Source organism: Microbacterium sp. PA5 (genome assembly GCF_049860775.1).
Lineage (GTDB): Bacteria > Actinomycetota > Actinomycetes > Actinomycetales > Microbacteriaceae > Microbacterium.
In genome coordinates, this window is sequence record NZ_CP187567.1 from 1370908 (window position 1) to 1383969 (window position 13062).

The window sequence follows — 13062 nt, forward strand, 5'->3', positions numbered from 1 at the left end:
TAGCCCGGTGACGACAGGAACTCAGTGGCCCGCCGTGTCCCAATCGCCGCCGCGTCCGATCTGCACGTCCAGCGGTACCGAGAGGTCTGCGGCGTCGCCCATGCGCGTGCGGACGATCTCCTCCACCGCATCCCACTCCCCTGCGGCGACCTCCACGACGAGCTCGTCGTGGATCTGAAGGAGCACCCGCGACGCGAGGCCTTCGGTCACGAACTGATCGTGGATCCGGAAGAGCGCGATCTTCATGATGTCCGCCGCGCTGCCCTGGATCGGCGCGTTCAGCGCGGCGCGCTCGGCGTTCTCGCGCAGCACGCGGTTGGGACTGGAGAGGTCGGGGAAGGGCCGGCGGCGGCCGAAGATCGTCTCGGTGTACCCGTCGATGCGTGCCTGGGCGACCGAGGACCGCAGGTAGTCGCGCACGGCCCCGAACCGCGCGAAGTACTCGGTCATCAGCTGCTTCGCCTCGGACTGATCGATGCGCAGCTGCTTGGACAGGCCGAACGCGCTCAGGCCGTACACGAGCCCGTACGACATCGCCTTGACCTTGGTGCGCATCGCCGGCGTGACCTCGGACGGGTCGACGCCGAAGACGCGGGCGCCCACGAAGCGGTGCAGATCCTCGCCGGAGTTGAAGGCCTCGATCAGACCCGGATCTCCCGAGAGGTGCGCCATGATGCGCATCTCGATCTGCGAGTAGTCCGCCGTGAGCAGCGTGTCGTAGTCGGCGCCCACCTGGAACGCCGCGCGGATGCGGCGGGACTCCTCGGTGCGGATGGGGATGTTCTGCAGGTTCGGGTCGGTCGAGGAGAGCCGGCCGGTCTGGCTCCCGGTCTGCACGTAGGTGGTGTGGATGCGTCCGTCCGCGCCGATCGCGGCGTCGAGGGACTCGATGATCTGCCGGAGCTTGGTCGCCTCGCGGTGCTGCAGGAGGAGGTCGAGGAACGGGTGCGGGTGGGACTCCTGCAGGTCGGCGAGGACGGCGGCGTCGGTCGAGTAGCCCGTCTTCGTCTTCCGCGTCTTCGGGAGCTGCAGCTGCTCGAACAGCACCTCCTGCAGCTGCTTGGGGGAACCGAGGTTCACCTCGCGGTCGATCTCCGCGTACGCCAGCTGCGCGACGCTGTCGGCCCGGGCGCCGAGGTCGGCGGAGAATCCTGCCAGCTGTTCGTGCGAGACGGCCACGCCCGCCAGCTCCATGTCGGCCAGGGCGTCGAGGGTCGGAAGCTCGATCTCGGCGAGCACCTTCTGCACGCTGTCCGGCATCTCCGCCATCACGGCCTCGGCGACCCGCAGCACGTACCACGAGAGCTGCCCGGGCGTCGCGCCCTCGGTCTCGGGGACGAGCTGCGTCGGATCGGCCTCGGGGAGCTTCTCGTCGAGATAGCGCCCGACGAGGTCGGCCAGGTTCTTGTCGGGGAAGCTCGGGCGCAGGAGCCAGCCGGCCAGCACCGGATCGACGGCGAGGCCGCCCAGACGCACGCCGACGCGGCGCAGCGCCTTCACCTGCGCCTTGGCGTCGGAGACGACCTTCGGTGCGTCGCTCTCGAGCCAGGGGCGCAGTGCATCGGCGACGCCGTCGCTCCAGTCGGCCTCGACCGCTCCGTCGAGGGTCGCGAGACCGATCCGCTGCGGGAGGCCGCCCGAGAGCGCGACCGTGAGCCCGATCGTCCGGTCCGCTGCCTGCTCGCCGAGCCACGCGGTCAGGCCCGCGGCGTCGGTGTCGGGCGGCACGGGAGCCGCCACGGCGGGCGCCTCGTGCGTCGGCTCGGACGCGTCGCCCATCGCCTCGAAGACGCGCGGCAGGAGCGTGCGGAACTCCAGGCGCGCGAAGATGTCGCGCACCTGCTCCGCGTCGATCGGCCGGACCGCGAGATCGGCCGGTCCGACGCCCAGGTCGACGTCGCGCAGGAGGGTGTTGAGCGAGCGGTTGCGGCGCACGTCGTCGAGGTGGTCGCGCAGGTTGCCGCCGACCACTCCCTTGATCTCGTCCGCCCGCTCCAGCAGCGCATCGAGAGAGCCGAACTGGGACAGCCACTTCACGGCGGTCTTCTCCCCCACCTTCGGCACGCCGGGCAGGTTGTCGCTGGTCTCGCCCACCAGGGCGGCGATGTCGGGGTAGTTCGCGGGCGGCAGGCCGTACTTCTCGACCACGGCCTCGGGCGTGTACCGCTTGAGCTGCGAGACGCCCTGGACGCTCGGATACAGCAGTGTGACGTCGTCGGTGACCAGCTGGATCGTGTCGCGATCGCCGGAGCAGACGAGCACGTCGTAGCCTTGCGCGGCGCCCTCCGTGGCGAGGGTCGCGAGGATGTCGTCGGCCTCGATGCCCTCGTGGGTGAGCACCGTGACGTTCATCGCGGCCAGGCACTCCTGCAGCAGCGGGATCTGTCCCTTGAACTCCGCCGGGGACTCGGAGCGGTTCGCCTTGTACTCGGTGTACTGCTCGGTGCGGAACGAGTGCCGCGACGTGTCGAACGCGACGGCGAGATGGGTGGGCTTCTCCGCCTTGACGAGGTTGACGAACATCGACAGGAAGCCGTAGATCCCGTTGGTGTGCTGGCCGTCCTTGGTCGAGAAGTTGTCGACCGGCAGCGCGAAGAACGCTCGGTAGGCCAGCGAGTGGCCGTCGACGACGAGGAGGGTAGGCTTTCCGGAGTCCGTCACCCTGCAAGCCTAGACGCGGGTGGGGACACCCCGAACGGTCCCCTGCGAAGGTGAGAGATGACCACCGACTCCTCCCCCGCCGTCTCCGACGGACTCGACTGGGCCACCCGCCGCGGCATGGGCGCCCTCGCCGAGAAGATGGGCATGCAGTTCGTCGAGTTCTCGATCGACCGCTGCGTCGCGACGATGCCGGTTGAGGGCAACACGCAACCGGTCGGACTCATGCACGGCGGAGCATACGTCGTGCTCGGCGAGTCGCTCGGGTCGATGGCCGCCAACCTCCACGCGGGCCCGGGCAGGCTCGCCGTCGGCGTGGACATCAACGCCACCCACACGCGTTCGGCGACGTCGGGCGTGGTGACCGGGGTGTGCACGCCCGTGCATCTCGGCCGGAGCATCACCGTGCACGAGATCGTCGTCTCGGACAATCAGGGTCGGCGCTGCTCGACCATCCGCATCACGAACATGATCCGCGACCTCGACGCATCGCGCTGAACGGACGGTGCGGACCGCGGCGGGGGTCAGCCCTTCTTCGGCGAGAGCTGCTCGATGATCGCCTTGGCGACGTCCTGCATCGTCAGGCGGCGATCCATGGACGCCTTCTGGATCCAGCGGAAGGCCTCGGGCTCGCTCAGGCCCATCTTCTCGTTGAGGAGGCCCTTCGCGCGATCGACGAGCTTGCGGGTCTCGAAGCGCTCGACCATGTCGGCGACCTCGGCCTCGAGGGTGATGATCTGCTCGTAGCGGGCCAGGGCGATCTCGATCGCCGGCAGCAGGTCGTTCGGCGTGAAGGGCTTCACCACGTACGCCAGGGCGCCGGCCTCGCTCGCGCGCTCGACCAGCTCCTTCTGGCTGAACGCCGTCAGCAGGACGACCGGGGCGATGTGGGCCTTGCCGAGCTTCTCGGCCGCGCTGATGCCGTCGAGGACGGGCATCTTCACGTCCATGATGACCAGGTCGGGGCGCAGCTCGGTGGCCAGCTGGACCGCCGTCTCGCCGTCGCCGGCTTCGCCGACCACGTCGAACCCGTTGTCGCGGAGGATCTCGACGATGTCGAGGCGGATCAGCGACTCGTCCTCGGCGACGACGACGCGTCGGGGGGCGGGTGCCGTGGCGGCTGCGCTCAGTTCCTGCTCTGTCACCTGTCCATCCTAGAGCCAGGAGCGGCGATGCTTCTGCGGTATCGTCGTTTCGACGTGCGCCGGTGTGGCGGAATGGCAGACGCGACCGACTCAAACTCGGTTGCCCGCAAGGGCGTGTGGGTTCGACTCCCACCACCGGCACTGGATGCGCACCACCGCGTCATACGAGGCCGGTTGCGACGTCTCCTCAGGGGAACCAGGAGGCGCAGTGCACGAGACGACGGATCCGATCGACGCGGGATCGGCGGAGAGCCGATGATCCCCGGGCGGGAGGTGGTGCGGTTCTTCACGCATCTCACGGAGTCGGTCATGGTCGTCGGCGTCGTCGTCGGCCTGGTGAGCGCGGTGCTCGCGTGCGCGGCGATGGCGCTCGGGCGACCCGCCTTCGCACCGTTCGCGACCTGGTCGGTGGCCCTCCTGGCCGCCGGCACCGGTCTGGCGATCGGCGCCTGGGCTCCGGTGCTCGGCGTCGGCGCCGCGGGGTTCGCCGCGCTGGTGGCGGGGATGCGCCTGCAGCGGTGGCTGCTCCCCTCGGTCGAGTCCGTCCAGGTCGCGGTCCCGCGCGTGAGCGCCGACTGACGCGACGCGAAACGACGGGGAGCGGATGCCGTGGCATCCGCTCCCCGTCGTTGGTCGACACCTACTTCTCGGACTGGTAGATCGGCGCCTTGCCGTGGACGGCGTCGCCGATCCGGTGCACCCGGATGTCGTTGGTCGAGCCGATGATCCCGGGAGGCGAGCCGGAGATCACGACGACCTTGTCGCCCTCGGCGGCGAGCTTGTTCTCGAGGAAGAACTCGTCGACCTGGAGGAACATGAGGTCGGTGTGGGCGACGTGCTCGACCAGGGTCGAGCGCACGCCCCACGTGAGGGCCATGCGACGGCGGATCGCGGGGTCGACGGCGAACGCCATCATCGGGATCGCGGGACGCAGGCGCGACATGCGGCGCGCGGTGTCGCCGGACTCGGTGAAGATGCAGATGTACTTCGCCTCGACGAACTCCGCGACCTCGTTGGCGGCCAGCGTGATGATGCCGCCCTGGGTGCGCGGCTTGGCCGTGAACGGCCGGATCCGCTCCAGGCCGTGCTCCTCGGTGGACTCCACGATGCGCGCCATGGTCTCCACGACGACGACCGGGTACTTGCCGACGCTCGTCTCGCCCGAGAGCATGACGGCGTCCGCGCCGTCGAGGACGGCGTTGGCGACGTCGCTCGTCTCCGCGCGCGTGGGCACGGGGTTCTCGACCATGGACTCCAGCATCTGCGTCGCCACGATGACCGGCTTCGCCATGCGGCGGCAGAGCTCGACCGCGCGCTTCTGCACGATCGGGACGGCCTCCAGGGGCAGCTCCACGCCGAGGTCGCCGCGGGCGACCATGATGCCGTCGAAGGCGTCGATGATCTCCTCGAGGTTGTCGACGGCCTGCGGCTTCTCGATCTTGGCGATGACGGGGACCTTGCGGCCCTCCTCCGCCATGATCTCGTGCACGCGCGTGACGTCGGCGGCGTTGCGCACGAACGACAGCGCGATGATGTCGGCACCGGCCTGGAGGCCCCAGCGCAGGTCCGACTCGTCCTTCTCCGAGAGCGCGGGCACGCTCACGGCGACGCCGGGGAGGTTGATGCCCTTGTTGTTGGAGACGGGACCGGCCACGATCACCTTCGTGGTGACGACGGGGCCGTCGACGCTCTCGACCTGGACGCGCACCTTGCCGTCGTCGATCAGGAGGAAGTCGCCGGGCTTCACGTCGCCGGGGAGGCCCTTGAAGGTCGTCGAGACGAGCTCCTTGGTGCCGGGCACGTCCTCGGCCGTGATCTTGAAGGTGTCGCCGACGGCGAGGTCGTGCGGGCCGTCGGTGAACTTGCCGAGGCGGATCTTGGGTCCCTGCAGGTCGACGAGGATGGCGACGGGGCGACCCGAGTCGTCAGCGGCCTTGCGGACGTTGGCGAAACGGACCTCGTGCTCCGCGTACGATCCGTGGCTGAGGTTCATGCGGGTCACATCGACACCGGCGTCGATGATCGCGCGGATCATCTCGTACGACTCGGTGGCGGGACCCAGGGTTGCGACGATCTTCGCGCGTCTCACTGACTGATTCTCCGGTCTGTGTTCGGTTTTCGGGGATGATTCCAGCCTACGCGGGCTGAAGGCCGATGGCGACGTCGGTGGGTCGCACCGGCGACGGCAGGGTCGTCCGGCCCATGAGGTACTCGTCCACCGCCGCGGCGGCGGCGCGGCCCTCGGCGATCGCCCACACGATGAGCGACTGCCCGCGGCCCGCGTCACCCGCGACGAAGACGCCCGGGGTGGTCGACTGGTAGTCGTCGCCGCGCTCGACGTTGCCGCGGCCCGTGAACACGGTACCCAGCTGGTCCTCGATGGCGCTGCGCTCCGGGCCGGTGAAACCCATGGCGATGAGCACGAGGTCCGCGGGGATCTCGCGCTCGGTGCCGCTCTTGGGCACGCGGCGTCCGTCGGCGGTGTACTCCGTCTCGGCCAGGCGCAGCGCGCGCACCTCGCCGGCCTCGTTCGCGAGGAACTCGACGGTCGACGCGAGGTAGGCCCGCTCACCGCCCTCCTCGTGCGCCGAGGAGACCTCGAACACCGTCGGCATCATGGGCCACGGCTGGTGGTCGGGGCGGGCGGCGGGCGGCTGCTTGCCGATCGCCAGGTTGGTGACGCTGAGCGCCCCCTGCCGGTGAGCGGTGCCGATGCAGTCGGCGCCGGTGTCGCCGCCGCCGATCACGATCACGTGCTTGCCCTCGGCGTGGATCTGGTGGGGCACCTGGTCGCCGGCCACCGCCTTGTTGGACTCCACGAGGTACTCCATGGCGAAGTGCACCCCGGCGAGGTCGCGGCCGGGGATCGACAGGTCGCGCGGAAGCGTCGATCCCGTCGCGATGACCACCGCGTCGTAGCGCGCCCGGAGGTCGGCCCACGAGATGTCGCGCCCGATCTCCACGCCCGCCCGGAAGCGCGTGCCCTCGTCCTGCATCTGGCGCAGGCGCGACTCGAGGTGGCGCTTCTCCATCTTGAAGTCCGGGATGCCGTAGCGCAGCAGCCCGCCGATGCGGTCGTCGCGCTCGTAGACGGCGACGGTGTGTCCGGCGCGGGTGAGCTGCTGGGCGGCGGCGAGCCCCGCAGGACCGGAGCCGACGACGGCGACGGTCTTGCCGGTCAGCCGGCCCGGAGGCTCCGCCTCCACCCATCCGTTGGCGAACGCCTCGTCGATCGTGCTGACCTCGATCTGCTTGATCGTGACGGCGGGCTGGTTGATGCCCAGCACGCACGAGCTCTCGCACGGCGCCGGGCACAGCCGCCCGGTGAACTCCGGGAAGTTGTTGGTCGCGTGGAGCCGTTCGATGGCCGCGCGGCCCTCGCCGCGCCACATGAGGTCGTTCCACTCCGGGATGAGGTTGCCCAGCGGGCAGCCCTGGTGGCAGAACGGCACGCCGCAGTCCATGCACCGGCCGGCCTGACGGCGCAGGACGGCGGAGTCGCCCGGCTCGTAGACCTCCTTCCAGTCCATGATGCGGACGGGAACGGGCCGGCGCGGCGGGAGCTCGCGCTCGGTGTTCTTCAGGAATCCCTTGGGGTCAGCCACCGGTCACCTCCAGGATGCGGGTCCAGACGACGTCGCCGTCGGGGTCCAGCCCCTCGGCGGCCGCCTCCTGGCGGGTCTGCAGCACCGCGGCGTAGTCGCGCGGCAGGACGCGGACGAAGTTCGCGGCCTCGGCCTCGAAGTCGTCCAGGAGGGCCGACGCCAGGGTCGAGCCCGTCTCGGCGACGTGCTGCTCGAGCAGGTCGCGGAGCATCTCGGCGTCGCCGGCGCCGAGCTCCAGAAGCTCCAGCTCGCCGCTGGCGAGGGCTTCGCGGTTCACGAGCGACCGGTCGAGCCGGTAGACGTAGGCGGTGCCGCCCGACATCCCCGCGCCGAGGTTGCGCCCGGTCGCGCCGAGGATCACGGCGAGGCCGCCGGTCATGTACTCGAGGGCGTGGTCGCCGACACCCTCGACGACGGCGGTCGCGCCGGAGTTGCGCACCAGGAACCGCTCCCCCACGACGCCGCGGAGGAACATGGTGCCCTGCGTGGCGCCATAGCCGATGACGTTGCCGGCGATGACGTTCTGCGACGCGTCGAACACGGCGTTGCGGGGCGGCCGCACGACGACCTGGCCGCCCGAGAGGCCCTTGCCGACGTAGTCGTTCGAGTCTCCCTCGAGGCGCAGCGTGATGCCCGCGGGAAGGAAGGCGCCGAAGGACTGACCCGCCGATCCCGTGAGGTTGACCTCGATGGAGCCCGACGGCAGGCCGTTCGCGCCGTGGGCGAGCGTCACGCGGTTGCCGAGCATGGTGCCGACGGCGCGTTCCGTGTTGCGGATCGGGAGATCGATCGAGACGTGCCCGCCGTGGGCGATCACGTCCTGGGCGCGCTCGATGAGCGCGACGTCGAAGTGCTTGTCGAGCTCGTGGTCCTGCGTGCGCATGGCGCGGCGCGGGGTGCTCTCCGAGAAGGCGGGTCCGTGCAGGATCGGCGTCAGGTCCAGGCCGTTGGCCTTCCAGTGGTCCACCGCGCCGTTGACGTCGAGCAGGTCGTTGCGGCCGATGGCCTCGTCGAGGCTCCGGAAGCCCAGCTCCGCGAGGTACTCGCGCACTTCCTCGGCGATGAACTCCATGAAGTTCACGACGAATTCGGGCTTGCCCGAGAAGCGGCTGCGCAGCACCGGGTTCTGCGTCGCCACGCCGACGGGACAGGTGTCGAGGTGGCAGACGCGCATCATGATGCAGCCCTCCACCACGAGCGCCGTCGTCGCGAAGCCGAACTCCTCGGCGCCCAGCAGGGCGGCGATGATGACGTCGCGACCGGTCTTGAGCTGCCCGTCGGCCTGCACGACCACGCGGTCGCGCATGTCGTTGAGCATGAGCGTCTGCTGCGTCTCGGCCAGGCCGAGCTCCCACGGCGTGCCCGCGTGCTTGAGGGAGTTCAGCGGGCTCGCGCCGGTGCCGCCGTCGTGTCCGGACACGAGGATGACGTCGGCCAGGGCCTTGGCCGTCCCCGCCGCGACCGCGCCGATGCCCGACTGGCTCACCAGCTTGACGTGCACGCGGGCCGCCGGGTTGGCGCGCTTGAGGTCGAAGATCAGCTGCTTGAGGTCCTCGATCGAGTAGATGTCGTGGTGCGGCGGCGGCGAGATGAGGCCGACGCCGGGGGTCCCGCCGCGGGTGCGCGCGATCCACGGATACACCTTGCCCGGGGGCAGCTGACCGCCCTCGCCGGGCTTGGCGCCCTGGGCGAGCTTGATCTGGATGTCCTCGGCGTGGGTCAGGTACATGCTCGTGACGCCGAAGCGCCCCGATGCCACCTGCTTGATCGCGCTGCGACGCTCGGGGTCGAGCAGCCGGTCGATGTCCTCGCCGCCCTCGCCGGTGTTCGACTTCGCCCCGATGCTGTTCATCGCGATGGCGAGCGTCTCGTGGGCCTCCTTCGAGATGGAGCCGTAGCTCATCGCGCCCGTCGAGAACCGCTTGACGATCGACGAGACCGGCTCGACCTCGTCGATCGGCACGGCGGGACGCTGACCGGACTTGAGGCGGAACAGACCGCGCAGGGTCTTCAGCTCGGCAGCCTGGTCGTCGACCAGCTTGGTGTACTCGCGGAAGACGTCGTAGCGACGCGTGCGCGTGGAGTGCTGGAGGCGGAAGACGGTGTCGGGGTTGAACAGGTGCGGCGCACCGTCGCGACGCCACTGGTACTCGCCGCCGGTCCACAGGCGCTCGTGAGCGCGCGCGGCACCGTCCTCGGGGTAGGCGTAGTCATGACGCGCCTGGTTCTCGGCCGCGATCTCCGCGATCCCGATGCCGCCGAGCTTGGTCTCGGTGCCGGTGAAGTAGCGGTCGACGAACTCCTGCGACAGGCCGACGGCCTCGAACACCTGGGCGCCGGCGTACGAGGACACCGTGGAGATGCCCATCTTCGACATGATCTTCAGCACGCCCTTGCCGAGCGCGTAGATCAGGTTCTTGACGGCCTTCTCGGGGGTGACGCCGGAGATGTAGCCCGCGCGCACGAGGTACTCGACGGTCTCCATCGCCAGGTACGGGTTGACGGCGGAGGCTCCGTAGCCGATGAGGGTCGCGACGTGGTGCACCTCGCGCACGTCGCCGGCCTCCACGACCAGACCGACCTTCATGCGGTTCTCGCGGCGGATGAGGTGGTGATGCACTGCCGACAGCGCCAGCAGCGACGGGATCGGCACGAGGTCCTTGTTGGAGTCGCGGTCGCTGAGGATGATGAACTCGGCACCGCCGGCGATCGCCGCGTCGACCTCGTCGCACATCGCCGCCAGGCGCGCCTCGAGGGCGTCGGGACCGTGCTCGAGGTGGTACAGCCCGCGGATCGTCGCCGAGCGGCGTCCGGGCAGCGCCTTGTCGATGTTCTGGAGCTTCGCCAGCTCGTCGTTGTCGATGACGGGGAAGTCGAGGGTGACGGTGCGCGTGTGCTCCGGACCCCAGTCCAGCAGGTTCCGCTCGGGACCGAGACCCAGCGAGAGCGAGGTCACGACCTCTTCGCGGATGGAGTCCAGCGGCGGGTTGGTGACCTGCGCGAACTGCTGCGTGAAGTAGTCGAACAGCAGGCGCGGGCGCTTGCTGAGCACCGCGATCGGCGCGTCGGATCCCATGGCGCCGAGGGGCTCGGCGCCGGTCTGTCCCATGGGCGTGAGAAGGATCCGCACCTCCTCCTCGGTGTACCCGAAGGTCCGCTGGCGGCGGGTGATCGAGGCGATCGGGTGGACGATGTGCTCGCGCTCGGGCAGGTCCTTGAGGCGCACGCGACCGGCGTCGAGCCATTCCTGCCACGGCTCGAGGCGGGCCAGCTGCTGCTTGACCTCCTCGTCCTCGATGATCCGCCGCTCCGCGGTGTCGACGACGAACATGCGACCGGGACGCAGGCGGCCGCGGCGCTTGATCCGCTCGGGCTCGAAGTCGAGCACGCCGGTCTCGCTGCCGATGACGACCAGGCCGTCGGTGGTCTCGGTCCAGCGTCCCGGGCGCAGGCCGTTGCGGTCGAGGGTCGCGCCGACCAGCGTGCCGTCGGTGAAGATCAGCGCGGCCGGGCCGTCCCAGGGCTCCATCTGCATCGAGTGGTACTCGTAGAAGGCGCGCAGCGTCGGGTCGATGTCGGCCTGCTTCTCGTAGGCCTCGGGAACCATCATCATGATGGCGTGCGGCAGGCTGCGGCCGGTGAGGGTCAGCAGCTCGAGGACCTCGTCGAACGAGGCCGAGTCGCTGGCGCCGTCGGTGCAGATCGGCAGGAGCGGGCGGATGTCGCCGAGCAGCTGGGACTCCAGCTGGGACTGGCGCGCACGCATCCAGTTGCGGTTCGCCCCGACCGTGTTGATCTCGCCGTTGTGGGCGAGCATCCGCAGCGGCTGGGCCAGCGGCCACGACGGGAAGGTGTTCGTCGAGTAGCGCGAGTGCACGACGGCCAGCTCGCTCCGGAAGCGCTCGTCCTGGAGGTCGGGGTAGAACGGCTCGAGCTGGAGGGTCGTGACCATGCCCTTGTAGCCGAGCGTGCGGCTGGACAGCGAGACGAAGTAGGCGCCCAGCTCGTGCTGCGCACGCTTGCGCAGCCGGTAGGCGCGACGGTCGAGCGCGATGCCCGACAGTGCCGCCGCGTCGCCCACGGCGGGCCGCGAGACGAAGAGCTGCTCGAACGCGGGTCGGGCGTCGAAGGCGAGCTTTCCCAGGTTGTCGTCGGCCGTGGGCACCTCGCGCCAGCCGAGGACGACGAGGCCCTCGCTCGCCGCGAGCTCGTCGATCCGCGACTTGAGCGCCGTGCGCTCCTCCTCCTCGCGAGGGAGGAAGGCCATCCCGGCCGCGTACTCTCCGACGGGCGGGAGGTCGAACCCGACCACGGCGCGGAGGAAGTCGTCGGGCATCTGCGTGAGGATGCCCGCGCCGTCGCCGGTGCCCGCGTCGGAGCCGATCGCGCCCCGGTGCTCGAGGTTGCGCAGCGCCGTGAGGGCGAGCTCGACGATGTCGTGGCCGGCCTCGCCGCGCAGGGTCGCCACCATGGCCAGGCCGCAGGCGTCCTTCTCGAAGGCAGGGTTGTACATGCCCTGCTTCGCCGGGAATCCGCTCATGGCGCGGGTCGTGGTGTCTTCATGACGCGGGCTCGATGGCATCCCTGACCGTCCTCACTTGATGCTCAACTGGGACGACGTCGGCCCTGTGCTGCTGATGGCGCATCGTCGATGCGCTCGGGAGTGCTATTTCGGGGTGACGGAGCTTGTGGCTGTGCCCTCGAGAGCTTCGGACGCGGGGGGTGCGCTCACGTCCACGAAGTCATCGGTGTCCTGCGATTGTACAGCCCCATCGGCCGACCATTCGCGGCCCGCCACGTAGGGCGACGGCTCGAAGCCCGGATGACGTCGCGTCTGCACGGCGAAGATCACGAGCCCGACGACCACGCCGAGGATCGCGGCCCACACGTTGGTGCGCAGCCCCAGGAAGACCTCGCTCGGATCGATGCGGATCGACTCCCACACGATGCGGCCGGCCGAGTACCAGATCAGGTAGAGCGCGAACAGGCGTCCCCACTGCAGGCGGAAGCGCTTGCCGGCCCACAGCAGGACGAGCACGCCGAGCAGGTTCCAGATCACCTCGTAGAGGAAGGTGGGGTGGAACAGGGTGCCCTCGGGCAGACCCGCCGGCCACGCCGGGTTCGGGTAGTCGATCTCCAGGCCCCACGGGAGGTCGGTGGGAAGTCCGAACAGCTCCTGGTTGAACCAGTTGCCGAAGCGGCCCAGCGCCTGGGCGAGCAGGAGCCCGGGCGCCAGGGCGTCGGCGAAGCTCCAGAAGCGGATGCCGGTCCAGCGGCACCCGAGCCAGGCGCCGATCGCACCGCCGATGAGGGCGCCGTAGATGGCGATGCCGCCCTCCCAGATGCGGAAGATGGCCCAGAGGTCCTTGCCGTCGCCGAAGTAGAAGCCCGGGTGGGTGACCACGTGGAAGATGCGCGCCGCGATGATCGCCAGCGGCACCGCGAGCAGGGCGATGTCGACCACCACCCACGGCTCGGCGCCGCGCTTGGTCAGGCGGTGGTTGGTCATGAGCGTGGCCACGACGATGCCCGCGAGGATGCACAGGGCGTAGAAGTGGATCGTCAGAGGACCGACCGCGAACGAGCTGATTCCCGGGCTCGGGATGCTGGCGAGGACGGAGGCGGGTGAAAGCACGAAGGGCAGTCTACTTCGC

The 13062-nt window shown here is 69.9% G+C and carries 8 protein-coding genes and 1 tRNA gene; 3 read left to right on the plus strand and 6 right to left on the minus strand.

Annotated elements, in window-relative coordinates; all coding sequences use genetic code 11:
* Nucleotides 1-21 precede the first annotated feature (21 nt).
* Nucleotides 22-2661, minus strand: a complete 2640-nt coding sequence (polA, locus tag ACPWUT_RS06385) for a DNA polymerase I (RefSeq protein ID WP_425841783.1) — start codon at nt 2659-2661, stop codon at nt 22-24.
* 57 nt (nt 2662-2718) lie between these two features.
* On the opposite strand from polA, the gene ACPWUT_RS06390 reads away from it, so the two are divergent.
* Complete coding sequence (locus tag ACPWUT_RS06390; protein ID WP_284527100.1) at nt 2719-3156, plus strand: hotdog fold thioesterase; 438 nt, start codon at nt 2719-2721, stop codon at nt 3154-3156.
* A gap of 26 nt (nt 3157-3182) precedes the next feature.
* Here ACPWUT_RS06390 and ACPWUT_RS06395 read toward each other — a convergent pair whose 3' ends face one another.
* Nucleotides 3183-3803 carry an ANTAR domain-containing response regulator gene (locus ACPWUT_RS06395; RefSeq protein ID WP_284527101.1) on the minus strand — a complete coding sequence of 207 codons (621 nt, stop codon included), beginning with the start codon at nt 3801-3803 and terminating at the stop codon, nt 3183-3185.
* A 58-nt stretch (nt 3804-3861) separates the two neighbouring features.
* Here ACPWUT_RS06395 and ACPWUT_RS06400 point away from each other — a divergent pair.
* Together ACPWUT_RS06400 and ACPWUT_RS06405 are read left to right on the plus strand one after the other, a co-directional pair.
* Nucleotides 3862-3944, plus strand: a tRNA-Leu gene (locus tag ACPWUT_RS06400).
* 114 nt (nt 3945-4058) lie between these two features.
* Nucleotides 4059-4382 (plus strand): hypothetical protein, encoded by a 324-nt coding sequence (locus ACPWUT_RS06405; protein ID WP_284527102.1) that lies wholly within the window; start codon nt 4059-4061, stop codon nt 4380-4382.
* A gap of 61 nt (nt 4383-4443) precedes the next feature.
* Here the strand turns inward: ACPWUT_RS06405 and pyk are convergent, their stop codons facing one another.
* From pyk to lgt, 4 genes are all read right to left on the minus strand, one after another.
* The gene (gene pyk / locus ACPWUT_RS06410) at nt 4444-5892 is read right to left on the minus strand and encodes a pyruvate kinase (RefSeq protein ID WP_284527103.1); all 1449 of its coding nucleotides are present in this window, start codon (nt 5890-5892) and stop codon (nt 4444-4446) included.
* Between the two features lie 46 nt (nt 5893-5938).
* Nucleotides 5939-7408 (minus strand): glutamate synthase subunit beta, encoded by a 1470-nt coding sequence (locus ACPWUT_RS06415; protein ID WP_284527104.1) that lies wholly within the window; start codon nt 7406-7408, stop codon nt 5939-5941.
* Nucleotides 7401-11990, minus strand: coding sequence for a glutamate synthase large subunit (gene gltB, locus ACPWUT_RS06420; RefSeq protein ID WP_425841789.1), 4590 nt, complete (start codon nt 11988-11990; stop codon nt 7401-7403). The genes ACPWUT_RS06415 and gltB overlap by 8 nt, the downstream gene beginning before the upstream one ends.
* An 84-nt stretch (nt 11991-12074) precedes the next feature.
* Nucleotides 12075-13043: a prolipoprotein diacylglyceryl transferase gene (gene lgt, locus ACPWUT_RS06425; protein ID WP_425841792.1), complete on the minus strand. Its 969-nt coding sequence runs from the start codon at nt 13041-13043 to the stop codon at nt 12075-12077.
* Nucleotides 13044-13062 lie beyond the last annotated feature (19 nt).

Coding starts and splice junctions, on each gene's coding strand:
- ACPWUT_RS06390 (WP_284527100.1), top strand. CDS start 2,719: ATGACCACCGACTCCTCCCCCGCCGTCTCCGACGGACTCGACTGGGCC.
- ACPWUT_RS06405 (WP_284527102.1), top strand. CDS start 4,059: ATGATCCCCGGGCGGGAGGTGGTGCGGTTCTTCACGCATCTCACGGAG.
- gltB (WP_425841789.1), bottom strand. CDS start 11,990: ATGCCATCGAGCCCGCGTCATGAAGACACCACGACCCGCGCCATGAGC.